This window comes from Massilia sp. GER05 (assembly GCF_052056005.1).
Lineage (GTDB): Bacteria > Pseudomonadota > Gammaproteobacteria > Burkholderiales > Burkholderiaceae_D > Telluria > Telluria orientalis.
This window is the reverse complement of sequence record NZ_CP178858.1, coordinates 2317387-2336377: the sequence shown is the minus strand read 5'-3', so window position 1 is coordinate 2336377 and position 18991 is coordinate 2317387. Positions and strand designations below refer to the sequence as shown.

The 18991-nt window shown below is 61.2% G+C and carries 16 protein-coding genes and 2 tRNA genes; 12 read left to right on the top strand and 6 right to left on the bottom strand.

From position 1 onward, the window contains the following. Positions 1-109 precede the first annotated feature (109 nt). The 4 genes from ACL58G_RS10415 to ACL58G_RS10400 all read right to left on the bottom strand — a co-directional run bounded on the left by ACL58G_RS10415 (position 110) and on the right by ACL58G_RS10400 (position 3902). Positions 110-1447, bottom strand: coding sequence for a mechanosensitive ion channel family protein (locus ACL58G_RS10415; RefSeq protein ID WP_440966709.1), 1338 nt, complete (start codon positions 1445-1447; stop codon positions 110-112). A 9-nt stretch (positions 1448-1456) separates the two neighbouring features. Continuing rightward, a complete protein-coding gene (locus ACL58G_RS10410; RefSeq protein ID WP_440966707.1) occupies positions 1457-2758 on the bottom strand; it encodes an RsmB/NOP family class I SAM-dependent RNA methyltransferase in 1302 nt (433 codons plus the stop codon). A gap of 18 nt (positions 2759-2776) precedes the next feature. Beyond that, positions 2777-3388, bottom strand: coding sequence for a phosphoribosylglycinamide formyltransferase (purN, locus tag ACL58G_RS10405; protein WP_440966705.1), 612 nt, complete (start codon positions 3386-3388; stop codon positions 2777-2779). Positions 3389-3452: 64 nt separating this feature from the next. Next, positions 3453-3902, bottom strand: a complete 450-nt coding sequence (locus tag ACL58G_RS10400) for a barstar family protein (protein ID WP_049809485.1) — start codon at positions 3900-3902, stop codon at positions 3453-3455. Between the two features lie 388 nt (positions 3903-4290). Between ACL58G_RS10400 and ACL58G_RS10395 the strand changes: the two genes are divergently transcribed. From ACL58G_RS10395 to ACL58G_RS10380, 4 genes are all read left to right on the top strand, one after another. After that, on the top strand, positions 4291-4812 hold the full coding sequence (locus ACL58G_RS10395) for a glycine zipper 2TM domain-containing protein (RefSeq protein WP_413337047.1): 522 nt from the start codon (positions 4291-4293) through the stop codon (positions 4810-4812). A 135-nt stretch (positions 4813-4947) separates the two neighbouring features. After that, positions 4948-5736 (top strand): spermidine synthase, encoded by a 789-nt coding sequence (locus ACL58G_RS10390; RefSeq protein WP_440966704.1) that lies wholly within the window; start codon positions 4948-4950, stop codon positions 5734-5736. Between the two features lies 1 nt (position 5737). Further along, on the top strand, positions 5738-7510 hold the full coding sequence (locus ACL58G_RS10385) for a GspE/PulE family protein (protein WP_440966702.1): 1773 nt from the start codon (positions 5738-5740) through the stop codon (positions 7508-7510). 55 nt (positions 7511-7565) lie between these two features. Beyond that, positions 7566-7641, top strand: a tRNA-Lys gene (locus tag ACL58G_RS10380). Positions 7642-7654: 13 nt separating this feature from the next. Here the strand turns inward: ACL58G_RS10380 and ACL58G_RS10375 are convergent. Further along, positions 7655-7969, bottom strand: a complete 315-nt coding sequence (locus ACL58G_RS10375; protein ID WP_413337050.1) for a tyrosine-type recombinase/integrase — start codon at positions 7967-7969, stop codon at positions 7655-7657. A 242-nt stretch (positions 7970-8211) separates the two neighbouring features. On the opposite strand from ACL58G_RS10375, the gene tssI reads away from it, so the two are divergent. The 8 genes from tssI (at position 8212) to ACL58G_RS10335 (ending at position 17519) form a co-directional block, all read left to right on the top strand. Further along, on the top strand, positions 8212-11607 hold the full coding sequence (gene tssI / locus ACL58G_RS10370) for a type VI secretion system tip protein TssI/VgrG (RefSeq protein ID WP_440966700.1): 3396 nt from the start codon (positions 8212-8214) through the stop codon (positions 11605-11607). Positions 11608-11615: 8 nt separating this feature from the next. Continuing rightward, positions 11616-12767 carry an HET-C-related protein gene (locus ACL58G_RS10365; protein WP_440966698.1) on the top strand — a complete coding sequence of 384 codons (1152 nt, stop codon included), beginning with the start codon at positions 11616-11618 and terminating at the stop codon, positions 12765-12767. Next, positions 12764-13507 (top strand): DUF7738 domain-containing protein, encoded by a 744-nt coding sequence (locus tag ACL58G_RS10360; protein ID WP_440966697.1) that lies wholly within the window; start codon positions 12764-12766, stop codon positions 13505-13507. Before ACL58G_RS10365 ends, ACL58G_RS10360 begins: the two co-directional genes overlap by 4 nt. 142 nt (positions 13508-13649) lie before the next feature. Then, complete coding sequence (locus tag ACL58G_RS10355; protein ID WP_413337052.1) at positions 13650-13904, top strand: PAAR domain-containing protein; 255 nt, start codon at positions 13650-13652, stop codon at positions 13902-13904. A gap of 683 nt (positions 13905-14587) precedes the next feature. Then, a tRNA-Lys gene (locus ACL58G_RS10350) sits at positions 14588-14663 on the top strand. Positions 14664-14825: 162 nt separating this feature from the next. Beyond that, a complete protein-coding gene (locus ACL58G_RS10345) occupies positions 14826-15518 on the top strand; it encodes an energy transducer TonB (RefSeq protein WP_440966695.1) in 693 nt (230 codons plus the stop codon). Between the two features lie 46 nt (positions 15519-15564). Next, positions 15565-16137, top strand: coding sequence for a TetR/AcrR family transcriptional regulator (locus tag ACL58G_RS10340; RefSeq protein ID WP_440966693.1), 573 nt, complete (start codon positions 15565-15567; stop codon positions 16135-16137). Next, complete coding sequence (locus tag ACL58G_RS10335; protein WP_440966691.1) at positions 16134-17519, top strand: hypothetical protein; 1386 nt, start codon at positions 16134-16136, stop codon at positions 17517-17519. Before ACL58G_RS10340 ends, ACL58G_RS10335 begins: the two co-directional genes overlap by 4 nt. Here the strand turns inward: ACL58G_RS10335 and ACL58G_RS10330 are convergent. Continuing rightward, positions 17492-18988: an FAD-dependent oxidoreductase gene (locus ACL58G_RS10330; protein WP_440966689.1), complete on the bottom strand. Its 1497-nt coding sequence runs from the start codon at positions 18986-18988 to the stop codon at positions 17492-17494. The genes ACL58G_RS10335 and ACL58G_RS10330 overlap by 28 nt on opposite strands. Positions 18989-18991: the final 3 nt, after the last annotated feature.

Here is an 18991-nt window from a genome sequence, read left to right as displayed (position 1 = left end):
AAACAGTCACTATGACAAGAGTGTCACGCTTTCGTGCATGACGCAAAGATGCATTTTACGCGTAACCGGTGCCGCACGGCACGCCGTGACGCAATCGACGCGCACCCGGCTAAGAATTCTGCGCCGGCTGCGTGATCCGCGCCACAACCGATGCTATATGGGAGTCGAGGAGGCGGGTATCAACAGATGGAAAGCCCAGTTTGACGGTACCAGACTGCACCAGGGCATACACCTTTTTATTGATTTCCGAAACGACACCGCCCTGCCCGTTCTCCGGATCCGCGATCCAGAAACCCAGGTCGAGCTCGTAGCCGTCCGGACCGAAGCGCGACAGCGAAATGCCGGGCGCCGGATCTTCCAGCACGCGCGGCGTGCCGACGGCCTGCGCCACCAGCAACGGCATCACCTGCTCCAGGTCGGAACCGTAGGCAACCGTGATCTTCGTCGACGCGCGCACCCTGCGCGTCGTCAGCGACTGGTTCTGCACGGGGCCGGAAATGAGTAACTCGTTCGGCAACACGGTCTCGACGCCGTCCAGGCCCTGCAACACGGTGTAGCGCGTGTTGATCTGGGTGACCTTTCCCGTGAACGTGCTGACCGTGATCATGTCGCCGATGGACAGGCTCCGTTCGAGCAGGATGATGAAGCCGGACACGTAGTTGCTGGCGATTCTCTGCATGCCGAGACCGAGGCCGACGCCCAGGGCGCCGCCGAACACGGACAGCACGGTCAAATCGATGCCGACCAGGTTCAGGCTCAGCAGCACGGCGCCGACGATCATCAGCGCGCGGCCCAGACGCGCCAGCGCCACCCGCAGCGAGCTGTGCAGCGCGTGCACGCCCATCAGCCGCTCTTCCAGCGCGGCGCCGGCCCACAGGGCCAGCATCAGCATCACGACGACGGACGCGACGGCCTGCGCGATGTCGGCCAGGGTGACGCTGCTGGATTTTTTCGGACCGAACTGGATCTTGTAGCTGTCGAGGAAATCGAAGATATCCGGCCACAGGCCCGTGATGTACAACGCCACCGCGAGCCATGCGACGAGCGCGAAGATCTTTTCGAACGTGACGAGCGTCTGCCCCAGCTGTCCGCGGCGCGCGAACACGCGGCGCAGCAGGTAAAACACGAGGCGGATGGCGGCCAGCGACCAGAACACGGGGATCGCCACCTTGACGATGTTCGTGTGGAAGTGGGTTTTGGTTAGCACCACCTGCGCCAGGTACAGCAACCCGACGACGAGCAGCGGCGCCACGACGCGCGTAAAACTTTCCACGCCCGTGTGCAGCAGGCTGCCGTCCTCGCCGCGGCGGCGGCGCCACCATACGCGGACCAGTTGCGCGCTGAGCCAGCCGAACAGGATCGAAGCGACGATGGACCCGACCTGCCACGGCATGCCGGGGCGGCTCAGGTCATCCAACAGGTCGTCGATCAGGTTGGTCAGCGGCATCGGCCCCAATTACTCCGAAGCAGCGTCTTCGTCGGGCTCGTCGGCAGCGGCCTTGGCGGGCGCGGCCTTGCGCTCCAGCACGGCGGCGAAGAAGCCGTCCGTACCGTGCTTGTGCGGCAGCATCTTGAGGTAATCGCCCATCTCAAGCGGGATGCGCTGCTCGGCCAGGACCTTGTGCATCGGCACCAGCTCGAAATCCGGGTGCGTGGCGAGGAAGCCCTGCACGATGCCCGTGTTTTCTTCGTCCAGCAGGCTGCAGGTCGCGTAGACGAGGCGGCCGCCGAATTTCACGAGGCGCGCGGCGCCGTCCAGGATCGATGCCTGTTTTTCCGTCAATTCGACGATATCTTGCGGCTGCTGACGCCATTTCACGTCCGGATTGCGGCGCAGGGTGCCCATGCCGGAGCACGGCGCGTCGACGAGCACGCGGTCGATCTTGCCGGCCAAACGCTTCACTTTGGCGTCACGTTCGTGCGCGATGACGACCGGATGCACGTTCGACAGTCCGCTGCGCGCCAGCCTCGGCTTCAGCTTGGTCAGGCGCTTTTCCGACACGTCGAACGCGTACAGCCGGCCCGTGCTGCGCATGATGGCGCCGATGGCCAGCGTCTTGCCGCCGGCACCGGCGCAAAAGTCGACGACCATCTCGCCGCGGCGCGCGCCCAGCAGCTGGGCCAGCACCTGGCTGCCCTCGTCCTGCACTTCGATCGCGCCTTCCTTGAACAGCGGCAGGTTCTGCAGCGTCGGCTTCTTCCAGATGCGCAGGCCCAGCGCCGAGTACGGCGTCGGTTCGGCGGCGATCGGTGCCGTCGCCAGTTCGGCGATGACCTTGTCGCGGTCGGTCTTCAGCGAGTTCACGCGCAGGTCCAGCGGCGCCGGCGTGTTCAGCACGGCGGCCAGCGCCAGCGTCTCTTCCTCGCCGTACTGGGCGACGAATTTGTCGTACAGCCAGTCGGGAAGGTTCGCCAGCTTCTTCGGCGGCAGCAGCGAACGGTCGATCTCCTTGATGCGCGTCAGCACGGCCATTTCGTCTTCCGACAGGCCGCCCAGCGAATCGGCGCCGATGGCTTCGGCCATGCCGAGCACCGTGAGGCGGCGCATCGACGCGCCGGTACCGGCGAAATCGGTGAAGAACGATTTATGACGCAGGACGGCATAGACGCATTCGGCGATGGCGCCGCGTTCGCGTCCGCCGAGGCGGGGATGGTCCTTGAAGTAGCGCGACAGAGTGACGTCGGCGGGCGCAGTGAAGCGCAGGATCTCGCGCAATACCTCTTCAGCATTGCCGAGTATCGCGGGTGGCAATCTCATGGGTGTTCCTTGGTGGATTCAGGGAGTCACGGCGATCCGGACATCGCCGTTTTCGATGCTGAGCCTGTCTTCGATGAACAGGCGCACCGCTTTCGGATATATGACGTGTTCCTCGGCCAGCAGGCGTTCGGCCAGGCTGTCTTCCGTATCGCCCGGCAGCACGGGGATGCGCGCCTGGATCACGGCCGGACCGTGGTCCAGCTCGGCGGTGACGAAATGCACGGTCGCGCCGTGTTCCGCCACGCCCGCGTCCAGCGCCTGCCGGTGCGTGTGCAGTCCGGGGAACAGCGGCAGCAGCGACGGGTGGATGTTCAGCATGCGGCCCGCGTAGTGCTCGACGAACGGCGCCGTCAGGATGCGCATGAAGCCGGCCAGCACGACGAGATCCGGATTGAACCGGTCGATCGTTTCCTGCAGGGCGGCGTCGAACGCTTCGCGGGTCGGGAATTCCTTGTTGGGGACGACGGCGGTCGGAATGCCGTGGGACGCGGCAAATGCCAGGCCCTTGGCGTCCGGCTTATTGCTGATCACGGCGGCGATACGGGCTGGCCAGGCTTCGGCCTGCTGCGCGCGCACGATGGCTTCCATGTTGCTGCCGCGGCCAGAAATAAGGATCACGATATTTTTCATAAGCGCGCATTGTAACCCGAGCCGATGGGCGGACCCAAGGAAGGAAATGACGGCAACGCCGCGCTTACTTGAAGGCGTGGGGGCCCACCCACCCCACAGGTTGGGGCGATTGTGGCTCTTCGAAGGAATAAAATACGCGGAACGGAACTTTTTTCTCGGCCCAGAACTCGGCCGCGTCGCGGAAGACGTCGAGCAGGGTTTCGCGTGCTTCCTTGTCGAATTTTTGTGTATTCGGCAATTGATCCAGCACGGCAATGAAGCCGGGCTGCGGTCCGGCCTCGGCGATGACTTCGGTGAGACAGTTGCGCAGCGCGTCGAAATTCTTGCTGCAGGGTTTGGGGAAAAAGAATTGCTCGCCGATGCGGGCACAGACCTGCTGCTTCGTCAGCGCATTCGTGCACAGGGCATAGAGAAAATGATGACCAAGGCGCATCGCCTCCTTCTGCAGCTCCGGTGCACGGTAAGCGCGGATGGACTGCACAAGATTCGGCGGTACTCTCATCAACAAACTCATTTTTTCCTCAAGTCACCCAGTCTGGTTCTGCTGCTCCAGCGCGCGGTGGTTTGCGGAAGCGGCGGGGTTGTTCGCTTTCTCCTGGTCTGATTTCCACGCGCCAATAAAACCCTAAGTCTCCTAAGGGTAACGTTTTGTGGTAAGCGAATCAACCCGAATATGGACGAGTCGCTCATATTTGTAAAAAAAGACGAGTTTTTTCATCCATTGTTGGCGCTTTTTCCACGCTTTTCTCCTCTGAACCGGGCGTTTTGGCGCGTATACCTGCTGTTACATTTTGTTGCCACACGGATCGGAAACACGGGCCAACCAGCGCTAAGATTCAGTGGTGGGCGAAACGCCTTTCGATACCAACAGATCAGCAGCACCACCAAAACGAGGTATGAGCATGAACGTCAAAGCCAAACTGATTCTCTCCGCCCTGGGCGTGTGCGCCCTGCCGCTGGCCCAGGCACAGGCCGGCGATTTCGAGGACTTCGGCCGCGTGACGCGCGTCCAGCCGCGCATCGAGCAGGTGCGTACGCCGCGCCAGGAATGCCGTACCGATTACGTGCAGGCCCAGGTGCCGCAACAGCGCAGCCAGGCGGGCACCGTTATCGGCGGTATCGCCGGCGCCCTGCTGGGCAGCCAGGTGGGCGGCGGCAACGGTAGAGTGGCTGCCGCTGCCGCCGGTGCGATCGCGGGCGGCATGGTCGGCGACAACGTCGACAACAATGGCCGCAACTACGGTCCGCAAGTGCAGGAACAGGCCGTGCAGCGCTGCCGTACCGTCGACTCCATCCAGGAGCGCACGAACGGCTACGACGTGACCTACGATTACCGCGGCCACACCTACACGACGGTCATGAACCGCGACCCGGGCAACCGTGTGCGCCTGCGCGTGTCGGTCGAACCGGATCAATACCAGTAACACATCTTCCGGCGCGGGGGACCGCCCCCTTCCCCGAGCCGTCGGCTTCCTCCGCAGCTTCTGCTGCCATCCGCGGCGCTTCTTGCGCTGCGGATTCCTTCCCGCCGATAATAGGATGCTTCTTTCGCTCATCCTATGCTCATCAAACGCAAATCCATCGAACAGGCCGAATCGTCGCGCCGTCCCGCCCGCAAGCCCAAGTTTGCGCCCGTCACCCTGTCCGAGCAGGACGGTGTGCGCTACCTCCATTTCGGTACCGAATGGGTGCAAGGTGCCATGCGCATCCGCAAGCCGGACTGGCCTGAACTCGAGTACGCTCAGCAGATGATGGCCTGGATGCTGTTCATCGACGACCCGCACGCCATCGTCCAGCTTGGCCTGGGCGCAGCGGCTTTGACCAAGTTCTCATATCGCCAGTTCCCGCAGGCGCAGGTAACCGCGGTGGAACTGAATCCCTCCGTGATCGCGATCTGTCATTCGATGTTCAAACTGCCGCCGGAAGACGACCGCCTGCGCGTGCGCGAGATGGACGCGATGGACTTCGTGCTCGACGAGGCCAACCACGACACGATCGATGCCCTGCAGTGCGACCTGTACGACGCCACCGCGCGCGGCCCCGTGCTCGACACGCCCGAGTTCTACCGGGCCTGCGACGCCTGCCTGACGGACCGCGGCGTCATGACCGTCAACCTGTTCGGCGACCACCCCAGCTTCGCGAAGAACATCAAGGCGATGCGCTTCGCGTTCGCCCACGTGATCTGCCTGCCCGAGGTCCACGACGGCAATGTCGTCGCGCTGTGCTTCAAGAAGAAACCGGATCTCGACAAGGACCGCCTCGCCGCACGTGCCGCGCAGATCGTGGCGGCGACGAAGCTGCCGGCCAAGTCCTGGGTCAAGGGCATGCTTGCTCCCGCCGCGAACTGACATGCAAAAGCCCAAAGCCCTCGACCTGCAAACCATTTTTTCGTGGTTGCTGGCCGACGGCATCGTCGAGAAATCGACCGTCAAGCCGCACTTCGCCCAGGCGCAAAGCCTCCTCAAGAATGCGGTCGGGTCGATGCATCCGTTGACGGCGGTCGCGCAGTGCAAGATCGTGTCGGCAAAGGCTCCCCATAAACTGCTCACGCTGGACGTGCTCAGCGAATGGTGCGCCGGCAAGGTCGGCCTGCCCTTCTTCCGCATCGATCCGCTCAAGATCGATTTCACCAAGGTCGCGGACGTGATGTCGGCCAGCTATGCGGCGCGTTTTAATATCCTGCCGGTGGAACTGGGACCGGGCACGCTGGTCGTGGCGACGGCCGATCCGTTCCGCACCGAATGGCAGGACGAGATCGCGCGCCTCTCGCGCCGCCGCATCGAGCTCGTGATCGCGAATCCGCTCGACATCGCGCAATACATCTCGCAATTCTTCAGCCTCGCGAAATCCATCCGTGACGCGAACAAGTCCAGCGGCCAGGACCTCGCCCTGCGCAACAACTTCGAGCAACTGGTCGAGCTGGGCAAGACGAACAAGCAGGTCGACGCGAACGACCAGCACATCGTCAACATCGTCGACTGGCTGTGGAGTTACGCGTTCGAACAGCGCGCGTCCGACATCCACCTGGAGCCGAAGCGCGACGCCGGCGCGATCCGCTTCCGCATCGACGGCGTGCTGCACCAGGTGTACCAGGTGCCGGCCGTCGTGATGATCGCCATGACGGCCCGCATCAAGCTACTGGGCCGCATGGACGTCATCGAGAAACGCCGCCCGCAGGACGGCCGCATCAAGACGCGCACGAACGACGGCCAGGAAGTCGAGCTGCGCCTGTCCACGATGCCGACGGCGTTCGGCGAAAAACTCGTGATGCGCATCTTCGACCCGGAAGTCGTCGTCAAGACGCTGCCGGAACTGGGCTTCCCGCCGGACGACGCGGCGCGCTGGGATGCGCTGACGCAGCGCGCGCACGGCATCATCCTCGTCACGGGCCCGACCGGCTCCGGCAAGACGACAACGCTGTACACCACGCTGAAGGCGCTCGCCACGAGCGAAGTCAACGTGTGCACGGTCGAAGATCCGATCGAGATGGTCGAGGCGTCGTTCAACCAGATGCAGGTACAGCCGGGCATCGACCTGACGTTCGCCGACGGCGTGCGCGCGCTGATGCGGCAGGACCCGGACATCATCATGGTCGGCGAGATCCGCGACCTGGAGACGGCCGAGATGGCGATCCAGGCCGCGCTGACGGGCCACCTCGTGCTGTCGACCTTGCACACGAACGACGCCCCGTCCGCCGTCATGCGCCTGCTGGAACTGGGCGTGCCCTACTACCTGCTGGAAGCAACGCTGATCGGCATCATGGCCCAGCGCCTGGTGCGCACGCTGTGCCCGCACTGCAAGGCCGCGGACGGCGAACTGTCGGACGACGTCTGGCAGGCCCTGGGCGGCACCTGGAACCTGCCGAAGCCGACGACCGTGTACCGGCCGATCGGCTGCCCGGAATGCCGCCACACGGGATTCCGCGGCCGCACGGGCCTGTACGAACTCGTCACGGTGACGGAAACCTTCTCGCAACTGCTGCAGGAAAAGACTGACCTGGCCGCGCTGCGCCAGCAAAGCGTGGCCGACGGCATGAAGCCGCTGCGCATCGCCGGTGCCTACAAGGTGGCCGAGGGCGTGACGACGGCTGAGGAAGTGCTGAAGTCCACCGTGGCGCACTGATTTACGTTAGCTCTGGCGTAAATCAAAACGGCCCGCTATAATGCGTGCCTTCTTCGGGTCGTTAGCTCAGTTGGTAGAGCAGCGGACTTTTAATCCGTTGGTCGCTGGTTCGAGCCCAGCACGGCCTACCACGAATTTGCGGTATCAAATCAAGGCGTTACGAGTGATCGTGACGCCTTTTTTTGTATCTGCGGCAGTCCGCTCTTCTACATACTGTGCCGTACTTGTGACGCGCAGCAGTCCGTCTACTACCGCCGCGTGCCGCGCCATGTGTGCCGGCGCCAAGTGCGCGTACCGCCGCACCATTGCGGCTGACTTCCAGCCGCCCATCTCCTGCACGTCGTACAACGGCGTGCCGTTTTGGATCCGCCAACTGGCCCAGGTGTGCCGTAGGTCATGCCAGCGGAAGTCCGTTATGCTGGCCCGCTTCAGCGCATTGCGCGAGGCCTTCGTGTTCACGTACCTGATCGGCTGCCCCTGCTGGCAACCAAAGGAAAAATGTAGAACCCGCTCGTCAGCTCGCCTTGAGATCAATCAAGCTGAGCAAAATCAGCATGCGTGGCGAAAGTTCGCTGCAATGTCGCTGCCCATCGGGACAACAGCTCAGTTCCTAATTACTTAAAATCAAGGTCTCCCGAAAAGCGGTTGGTTACCTTAGCCGATGGAAAATCTGATACCTGATAACCCATCGGAGGTAACACATGGGCGAAAGCCAAGCGATCGCGGCGGGAGCTGCGCTGTCGGCGTTCAGTCACGATGCGCAGCACGACCGCCTGATGCGTCTGGAATTCCCCTACAACGACGGTCCGGATCGCATTCTCCTGCCGAACCGGCTCAAGGCGCACGAGGAAGTCTCGCGGTGCTTCCGCTTCGAGGTCGAACTCCTGTCGGACGACGCGCAGATTCCGCTGAAGGCGATGATGGCCAGGATGGTCACGATCTCGCTCGTGCGCAAAGACGGCTCGCTGCGCTACTTCAACGGCTATGTCACTGAATTCCGTTTCCTTCGCACCGACGGCGGCTTCGCGTTCTACCACATGGTCCTCGAGCCATGGCTGGCATTCGCCAAGCTGCGCAAGGACAACCGGTCGTTCCACGGCAAGAGCGCCATCGAATTGACCGAGCTGACCTTTGCCCACTACCGCCAGGCCGACTGGAATCCGGTCATCGTCGCTGAGTACCCGCGCATGACCTGCGCGAACCAGTATGACGAAACCGACTACAACCACCTGCACCGCCGCTGGGAGGAACTCGGGCTGCACTACTGGTACGAGCACCGGGCGGATGGGCACACGCTCTGGCTCAGCGACAGGAGCACGCTCGCGCAACCCATCGATCCGACCGGGATCGACGATTCTGGCGAAATTCCGTTCCGCGACAAAGCGGGCTCGCTCGAAGAGGACGGCATCCGCGAATGGAGTCCCGTGCGTCGCCTCGGATCAGGCCAGACGACCCTGGCCAGCTTCGATTACAAGAACCCGGTCGCGCAGCGCTCGACCGCCGAGTCCCTGAATAACCAGGGTGACGTCTTCCCCTACGAAATCTACGAAGACACCGGATCGTACGGTTTCCGCACCCGTGACGAGGGCGAACAGCTCGCGCAGCGGCGCATGGGCGAGCGCGACGCGAACACGCAGAGCTTCGAAGCCCGCGGCAACGATCGTACCGCCCAGCCGGGCCGGTGCTTCAAGCTTGCCGACCACTTCAGCGCCGAGCTGCGCGTTCCCAAGCGCGGCGAGCCGGCCCAGCCCAGCATCCGTGATCGCGACTACCTGATCCTCTCCGTCGACCACGAAGCCAGCAACAATTACCAGGCCGGGCCGGGCGCGCCATCGAACTACGAGAACTCGTTTCACTGCGTGCGCAAGGATATCCAGTGGCGCCCGGGCCGTCACTACAACAGCCAGCCGTGCACCTATCACGGCATCCAGACCGCCATCGTGGTCGGGCCGGCCGGCGCCGAGATCCATACCGATGGCTATGGGCGGGTCAAGGTCCAGTTCCACTGGGACCGGCTCGGCAAATACGACGAGAACAGCTCGCCCTGGCTGCGCGTAATGTCGCCGGGCGCCGGTGTCGAGTTCGGGCTTATTCGCCTGCCGCGGGTCGGCGAGGAAGTGGGCGTGGTCTTCGTGAACGGGAATATCGACCATCCGCTGATCCTTGGTGTGCTGTACAACTACACGCACATGCCGCCGTGGCAGCTGCCGGAGCAACAGCCCCTGAGTGGTCTGCGCAGCCGCGAACTGCGGGCGGGCGAAGCGAGTGGGCGTGGCAACCATCTGGTGCTGGACGACACCCCAGGCAAGATCCAGGCGCAGTTGAAGAGCGATCATCAGTGCAGCCAGCTGTCGCTTGGACATATTACGCGCATCGAAGACACTAGCGGGCGCAAAGATGCACGTGGCGAAGGCTGGGAAATCGCGACCAATGCCTGGGGCGTGGCGCGTGCTAGCCAAGGCATGCTTATAACGACGGAAACACGGCCGAACGCCGCATCCCATATCAAGGATATGGGCGAAACGATTAAGCGGCTATCGACCGCCGCGGACTTACAGGAACAACTGGTCGGGTTAGCACAGCACTACGGCGCGCAGGAGAAGCAAGAACTTCAGCAAGACGATACGGTTAAGGACCTTAAATCCCAGAGCCAAGGCATCCAGGGATGCGGCACAGGAAAGTTCAAAGAGTTGGCCGAACCACATCTGGTCGTCGCCAGTCCGGCAGGTATCGAGCTGAGCTCTGCACAGTCCACTCACATCGCCAGCAGCCGTCATACGGCCATTACCAGTGGCAAAAGTTTATCGATTGCTAGCACTGAAGGACTGTTCGCAAGCATCGGCAAGACCTTCCGGCTGTTCGTGCACAAGGCTGGGATGAAGCTGATCGCCGCCGGCGGCAAGGTGTCCGTACAGGCGCAAGAGGACGACGTGGAGATCATCGCCAACAAGGTGCTTGCGCTCTTGAGCGAGTCGGACTGGGTGACGATCAGGGGCAAGAAAGGGGTGAGGCTGCAGGGCGCTAATCACATGCTCGAAATTAGCGATCAAACGCAGTTCTTCACTTCATCGCCTGTTCTTTTCCACGGCAATCTTGAGACCTTGCCTTCGAAAAGTGTCGCTGTTGAGCCTAACAAGAAAAGACAAGCTTTCTCGCTCGCTCCCAACGCCAATGCAGTTGTAGAAACCGATCGACACCTCGAAAGTTCGTTTGCATTTAATCAGATCAAGCAGGTAGCAAAAAACTTTACACACGCCGAATTCGTTATGTTTTTGGCGCCTATATTTGGCTACGACATCCCTGCAGAAACCTATATCAAGCTATACGAAGGACTGAAAAATGGTTCACTCAAACAACCGACCGTTAAGGTAATGATGAGTTGCCATTATCCGGCTTCATTCGACAACGAAACACGTGAAATTCTGGTACATCGGGCGGCTGCTGATCGCGCTGCAGCGGGCAACGACGACTCATGGGAACTGCTGACCGCGCTACTACATGAATTTGGCCACTATATTGATTTAGTACTACGTAGCGATTTGGCTGAGAAAAATCCGGACGGCACTTCCGCAATTGTGCCAGACGCAGAAGGCGATGAGGGTGCGAAATTCGCCTATAACATTGCCTTTTTTGATTTTTGCAATAGCAGCTCCACACCATATGCAAGTTATCGCTCCCCCACTTTTAACGGCGAACTTAAAGTCGATTACCACGCGGTACAGCAAGCCATACAAAAATCCCAAAACGAAGATGCACAGCGTAACGAAGGCAAGAATGGCAATATCGAATTTTTTGGCGCAGGCATGGGTGAACACAATCAAGAACGACCAACTTCGTCGTTCGGCCATCAGTCGATCGAGCATGCCTTATTTGAAGCCTCTATACATTTTCAAGAAAAAAATATAATCAAGCAGATTTACTTCGGAAACTGGTTGCGCGATTACTCACAATTACTCGATCCTTCTATCGTCCGAATGCCTGAAGCACCACGAAATTTTCCCGCAGCGTTTTCTCGCCAAGAGCTAACAGAGCTAGTAGACATTTTTGCCGAAGTCGAATTTGTCAAAAGTCCAGAGCAAAAAACATTTTCAAAGTAACTCCTTCCATGCTAGGAGTGTACCGTCCTGTAGAACATATCGACAATCCAACCAACAACTCCACTAACGCGTCTGATCCGCATACAATCGACAAAGATTTCCAGCCGATAGCTTCCATAGAATATACTTCGATAGATCCGCAAAAATCAATGAAGAGGTATATCGATTCTTCCGCCGCATACATGTCTAGCGAGATAAACAAGGCGCTAACCGCTGGCCCAGGGCCGGAGGGATACAGACACTTTGGCGCAGCACTTCATGTACTTGAAGATTACTTCGCGCACAGTAATTTTGTCGAACTTAGCTTAAGGAAAGTGGGACACGTTCATGTTCTCCCATGGACATCATCCGCACCTGGGAAGCATAGTCTTCCCGTCGTTACTGGGATGTTTGATTCTGATGACGTTATTGCCAGCACAGCAGGAACTATCGCAGATATATTATTCAAGGTTGAATGGAAGTTCAAACCAACCGAACCTGGTGAGCGCACGAAAGCAGATCGAATCATACTTATCTTACTGCGTGCGCATAGTGATCCACGCGTATTGAAGGCCTATGAATATTTTCTAGGAGGAAGAGATTGGCTTGCAGAAAAACCGGCATTTAAATACATCGAAGCAATCCCTTTTTACACTGTTGGATTGATCTCCAATATTTATAACTTCGTCTACAGCACCTTGCTTCACCTTGTTGGAAATAGCGTTGACGATCAACAAATCGTCCGCGCAGGCGACCCTAATACAAACGGATCGACAAATCCAACACATTCTCAACTAGCAAAAGACCATGACAATCATCCATTCCATACCCTAGCAGCCGAATTGGCGAAAGAAGCGGTGAAAAAAGTTGGATCAGCCGTTGCTGCCCATTGGTGGAAAGGAGACGCAACAGCCGATCCAGCACTGATCGCTCGAGGCTTTCTGGTTCATCCATTCGATACGAATTGGCAAGACAAATTAGTAGCAGATTGGGCAAAAAGACATCCGCAGGAGGTGAAACGGGGAGAGTCCGCTACAGAGTGGGAGGCGCTCGAAAAAGCACATAAAAAGGAAATTCTCGACTCTATAAACAGCGCAAAAAAAACAAATCAAGAATCTTGGGATTACATAAATAAGAATTTTACCGTGCTTTTCAACGAAAAGAATCAAATTAAAAAATGAATAAAATAATCCTTAATGGATCAATACTTGCGCTATCTTTGTTCACCACCATTTCCAAAGGCGTGGAACCTTCTGGCCAATCACCTTCCACGAAAGAAAGAGGACCTACGATGTTAGATCGGTGGAACGAAGTCCAACGTCAAGCTGCGCTAGCGACAGGTGCTATAAAAGTCCCTCCACCCGCCCGGCGTGTGAAAAGATACGCAAAACCGGAAATAATTATAATGAAATCAAGTATTTTTTTTGACGGGAAACTTCTAGAATTCGGTCGTCCGTTAACAACATGGAAAAATATACTTAAGAGAATGCCACATTGTGACGAGACCGGAACCGAATGGTGTGTATGGGAAGATTTAGGACTCACGGCATCTACAAGCTGGGAAAATAAACTTAGCGTCAGCACTATTACTATTAATTTAAGCATTCCTGAGCGTTTACTTACGGAAACAAGAACGCCATATCCTGATGGAACGCCTGATAACACACCAAAGACTGACTGGCTAGCTCGCCACCCTTTCACCGGCTATCTAGAAATAGATGGATTCGGAATTGATAAAGAAACGAAATTTTTGGAGGTTCAATCGAACATCGACACTCGTCGGAATCTGAGCTGTGGATTAATAAGCTGCGAGTTCCCTAGCGGGATATTTGGCCCCGGCAGCATGATCGACTTACACCTAAATGGAAAAAGCGAATCAGCAACAATTGAACAGATAACGATTTATACCACATCTTATTAGTCTCACGTCTGAATTCAAGATCAATGCACTGGTATTGGTCAAAATCTTTTGATTTATATAATCAAGTAAAGATTGGGATTGCATCCGCAAGCCACTCGCGTTTAAATTTCGAGCTGCAGCAATAAACAAATAGAACTCACAAATGAAACATCAAGGACGTGGCGTCATTCGCCTCAACGACAAAACCGATCACGGTGGCCAGGTCATCAGCGCATCCTCGGGCACAACTGTGATGGGTGTGATCGCAGCACTTCAGTCAGACATGACACAGTGCCCAAAGTGTAAAGGTAACTTTGCAATCAAACCTGATGGCGCAGGTGCGCGACATGAAGGCAAGTCCTATGCCTATGACGGAGACGTGACCGAATGCGGGGCAAAATTGATAGCGTCATTGTGATTTGACCGCTGAGCAGATGTCCGTGCTTGCAATGTCTGCGGCTGTCGCCCAAGAGTATGGGCCGCACAGGCGGTATTCACATGAGTTCGCCGCCCGAGCTCGATAGGCGTCGAGCCTGGCCGATTAGAGGAATGTCCTCAATTATTCACGGTGTACAGCGCCTGCTGTCCAGCCGTAAGGATGCATGCCTCACTATGTGACGTACTTGTGACGTTCCTCCTGATAAGTTACCATCCCTCCCCTTTGGCTGACTGGTTATCGCATCTGGCAAGCGTTGCAAGTCATTGATTAATAAAGGTTATCCTTGCCGACCCAGCGACTTCTAATCCGTTGGTCGCTGATTCGAGCCCAGCACGGCCTACCAAGATGCAGCGAAAACGCCAGCTTTCACGAGCTGGCGTTTTTGTTTTGCCCTTCAGAATATCTTGTTGCCATTCAGCAACCAATCAGCGTCCCCGGCTACTTATACTTGGTAGCGTCAATACGAAAACCGAACATCGCATCCGCCATTCGCCATTCGCCGGGAGTCATCATGCGTACCTTGTCGACCCTGCTTGCCGCCACGTTTGCCGCCGCCTTCGTCCTGGGCAGCTTCGCGATCACCGCCGCGACGCCGCCCGTACGCGCGGGCCGACGTGGACGCTAGCCGGACGGCGGCCGAGCCGCTATAATGCGGCCTCTTCGGGTCGTTAGCTCAGTTGGTAGAGCAGCGGACTTTTAATCCGTTGGTCGCTGGTTCGAGCCCAGCACGGCCTACCACGAATACTCAGAAAGCCCACGGCCTGGTCCGTGGGCTTTTTGTTTTCCGGGGTCTTCAGACCGACGCCATGCCCAGCGCATTGGCAACATGACATTGTTGCCATACCATAGATAACCGTTGTCGCATTTTATTCATCCCGTGAATAAATTGAGAGGGTTATCGTGCCAACTGACACCATATTCGATCGCCCGCGGCGCGCGCTGCCCCGGATTGCCTTCGTCGCCGCCCTCCACGCGCTGGTCCTGTTTGTTTTCGTGACCGCCGATCGCATCGTGCTTCCGCAGACGCCGTACACCGTCATGCTGCTGTCCAACGTCGCGCCGCAGGTCGTCGAGCCGCCTCCATCTCCCCCGCTGCCGCCGCGGCGCAAGAACAAGCCCCGGCCGCCGGCACGGGAAACCGCCGCGCCGCCGCCGCGCGACATCGAGGTCGTGCCGCGCACGGAAGTGGCGGCCACCATCGTCGCTATTCCCTTGCCGGTGGAACTGGCCGGCGGCAAGCCTGACGGCACCGGCACCGCCGGGGCGGGCGACCAGGGCGAGGGAGCCGGCGGCGGTGGCGGCGGACACATCCCCGTCAAGGTGCGGGCCGTCGTCAATCCCGATAATTGCGAACGCCCGCGGCTGCCGCGGTTCGCCGAAGAGCGCCGGGTCGCCGGCGATGTCATCCTGGCGGTGCTGATCAACGTCGATGGCTGGGTGACGGATGCGCGCGTCGCCCGCTCGAGCGGCGAACCCATCCTCGACCGGACCGCGCTGGCCACTGCGCGCAAATGCCATTTCGTGGCGGCCACGATCGACAAGGTCCCGGTCCCGTCGTGGGAACCCTTCCGGTTTTCGTGGGTAAACCGGTGACGTCCTATCCCTTGCGTTGCGGTAAAAGAATGTATACAGTGTATACATGACCACGAAAGAACGCATTCTCACGATCGCCATCAGCGAACTCGAAGCAAAGGGACTGGACGGCCTGAGCCTGCGCGCCGTCGGCCAGAAAGCCGGCATCACGCCGATGGCCGTGTACCGCCACTTCGCGGACAAGGCCGCCCTGTTGCAGGCCGTGGGCGCGCATGCGCTCGAGATGTGGCAACGCCGTGTCCAGATGTTCGCCGGCCTGCCGCTGCTGGCCGGATTCGACGCCCTCGCGACGGCCTTCGTCGATTTCGCGCTGGACGAACCGGCGCTGTTCGACGCCGCTTTCGTGCTCAAGACACGCGCCGAACGCATCTACCCGGAAGACTTCGAAGCGGGGCGCTCTCCGGTCATCGGCGGCTTCGCGCAGCGCCTCGCGGAGGGCCAGGCGGCGGGACTCGTGCGTGCCGGGCCGCCGCTGGAACTGGCGATGGGCGTGTGGGGCGTGCTGCAGGGACTCGTGGACCTGCACCGCTCCGGACGGTTCAACCTGTCGCGGACCGAATTCACGGCGCTGTGCCTGCGCTCGGCGGCGCGCATCTACCTGAAGGGAGAACAGGAATGACACGATGGCACATCCTTACCGCGCTGCTGTGCGGCGCCGTGCTGGCAATCAGCCGCGACACGGGACAGTTCGGCTGGCTGGCGCTCGCGGCGTTCGTGCCGCTGCTGGTGATGGCCCTGCGCGCGCCGCGCCCGCGGGACGTCGCCCTCCTGCTGTTCGTGCCCGCATGGATGGCCGAGGCGGGCCCCATGTGGTTCTATGGCCGGCTCCTGCCGATGGTGTATGGCCTCGCGGTCGCCCAGGCGCTCGTGTTCATGCTCGCGGCCCTGTTCATGCGCGCCCTGTATCGGCGCTTTCCGGCCGGCGTGGCCCCGCTCGGATTCGCCGCGATGCTCGCCGCCATCGATTACCTGCACAGCCTCGTGTCGCCGAACGGCAGCTTCTTCGCCCTCGGCTACACGCTGGTCGACGTCGTGCCGCTGCTGCAGACGGCATCGCTGGCCGGCGTGGCCGGCCTCTCCTTCCTTGCGGCCGTCATTCCCGCCGGGCTCGCCGTCCTGTACGTGAAGCCGCGCGACCTGTCCGGAACCCTCGCATGGTCGGTGCCCGCGCTTGCGGCGCTGGCCTACGGCGTGTGGCAGCTGGCGCAGCCGGCCGGGCCGGCCGTGCGCATCGCGCTGCTGAGCGACGACCGTTACGCCGGCCGCGTGTTGAATCGCCCCGAGGCCGCACCGGAAGTCGCGGCCGCGTTCGCGCGCCAGATCGCCGCAGCGGCCGCGCACGCGCCGGCGGCCATCGTCGTGCCGGAAAAAATCCTCGCGGCCGGCACGGTCCTCGCGCCGCCGGCGGGAAGCAGCGTCGTCGCCGGTCTCGACGGGCCCGCGCCGCAGGGCGGCCGGCTGAACATCGCCGCGCTGTACCGGCCCGGCGCGCCTGTCGACACCTACCTGAAGAAGCGCATGGTGCCAGGCTACGAAGCGGACTACGTGCGGGGCACCGGCGAACTGGTGACGCGGCTCGGCGACGTGCATGCCGGCATCGCGATCTGCAAGGACATGGATTTCGCCCAGGACCTGCGCCTGTACGGCCGGCGCGACGTCGGCCTGATGCTGGTCCCCGCCTGGGACTTCGACCGCGACGCGTATCTGCATGGCCGGATGGCGATCGTGCGCGGCGTCGAAAACGGATTCGCGGTGGCGCGCTCGGCCTCGCAGGGCCTGATGACGCTGAGCGATGCGCACGGCCGCATCGTCGCCGAACGCCGCACAGTGCACGCCCCGGGCATGCTCGTGGGCGACCTGCCGACGGGGCGCGGCGGCACGGTCTACAGCCGCATCGGCGACGTGTTCGCCCAGGTCACCGTGGCGGCGTGGCTGGTGTTGCTGGCGCTGCTGGCCTGGCGCTGGCGGCGTGTTCAGGACAGGCCGGCACGCCACATGTAGATATCGAGCGCGTCGACGTGGGCGGAGCCGGCGGTGGCGCCGACGTAGCCGTCCGGACGCACCAGCACGAGTTCGCCGGGCTGCAATCCATAGGCCGCCTCGACCTGGCCATGCACGTCCACCACGTCGCCGCGCGCGCCGAACAGGTGTACGCGCAGGCCCGCGCGCCGCAACGCCTCCGCCACGCCGGGCGGCACGTCCCGACCGAGCATGGTCCAGTGCGGCCCCGCGAACAACGTGAAGAGCCGGGTGGATTGCCCGCCCGCACCCAGCACGACGGCGTCCGGCGCCCGCGCGCCGGCCCGCACACCGTGTGCACGGGCCGGCTGCGCGAACGCCAGGGGCGAATCGGGGTACGCCAGGTCGAGCTGCCGCGTTTCGCGCCCGCGGCGCATTTCTCCGCCGCGGCGCGCGGCGTCCAGCAGCGCCGTGGACAGCTGCAGCATCGCGGCGGCGACGGGGCGGCGCTCCGCCTCGTACGTATCCAGCAGATCGTCCGGCGCGCCCGCGAGCACGGCTGCCAGCTTCCAGCCGAGGTTGTACGCATCCTGCACGCTGGTGTTCAATCCCTGCCCGCCCGTGGGCGGATGCGTGTGGGCGGCGTCGCCGGCAAGGAAGACACGTCGCACGCGATAGCGGTCGGCCAGGCGCGCGTTCATTGTGTACGCCGAGGCCCAGGACACGCTGCCCACGTGCACGTCGTCGCGGCCGGTCCGGTCCCTGACCAACGCATCGAGAGCCTGCGCCGACAGGTCGACGTCGCCCTCCGGCGGAACCGGCGCCTGGATCTGGAACAGGTCCGTTCCCGCGAGCGGACACACCTCGAGCCGGCGCGCCATGTCGTCCCCGTTGAAGCGATGCCAGGCGTCGCGCGCAAGTCCCGTCAAGGCGACGTCCGCCACCAGCGCCCGCACGCCCAGCGTCTTGCCGGGGAAGCCGATGCCGAGCAGATGGCGTACCGTGCTGCGCCCGCCGTCCGTGCCGACGACGTAGCGCGCGCGCAGGCGCGACTCGCCGCCGCGGCCCGCGAGCGTGACCGTGACGCCATCCGCGTCCTGCTCCAGGCCCGTGAGCGCAAGGCCACATTCGACCCGCCGCCCCAGCTCCAGCAGGCGTTCGCGCATCACCTGCTCGGTCAGGGATTGCGGCAGCATCAGGGGCGTGGCGTAGGGCTCGGCGGGCGTCGCCGCCTGCTCCGCGGCGATCGGGACATCGGCATGGCTGCCGTCCGCGGCGTGGATGCGCTGGGGCGGATACGGCCCACCCAGCGCCACCGCCCGGTCGACGATGCCGAGGTCCTCGAAGACTTCCAGCGTGCGCGGCTGGATGCCCTTGCCGCGCGAGCCGTGGAATGGCGTGTCCTGCCGCTCGACCAGCCGGAACGGGACGCTCCGCCGCGCCAGGTCAAGGGCCAGGGTCAGGCCGGCGGCACCCGCGCCGCAAATCAGTACATCGGTATCGAAGTCCATGTC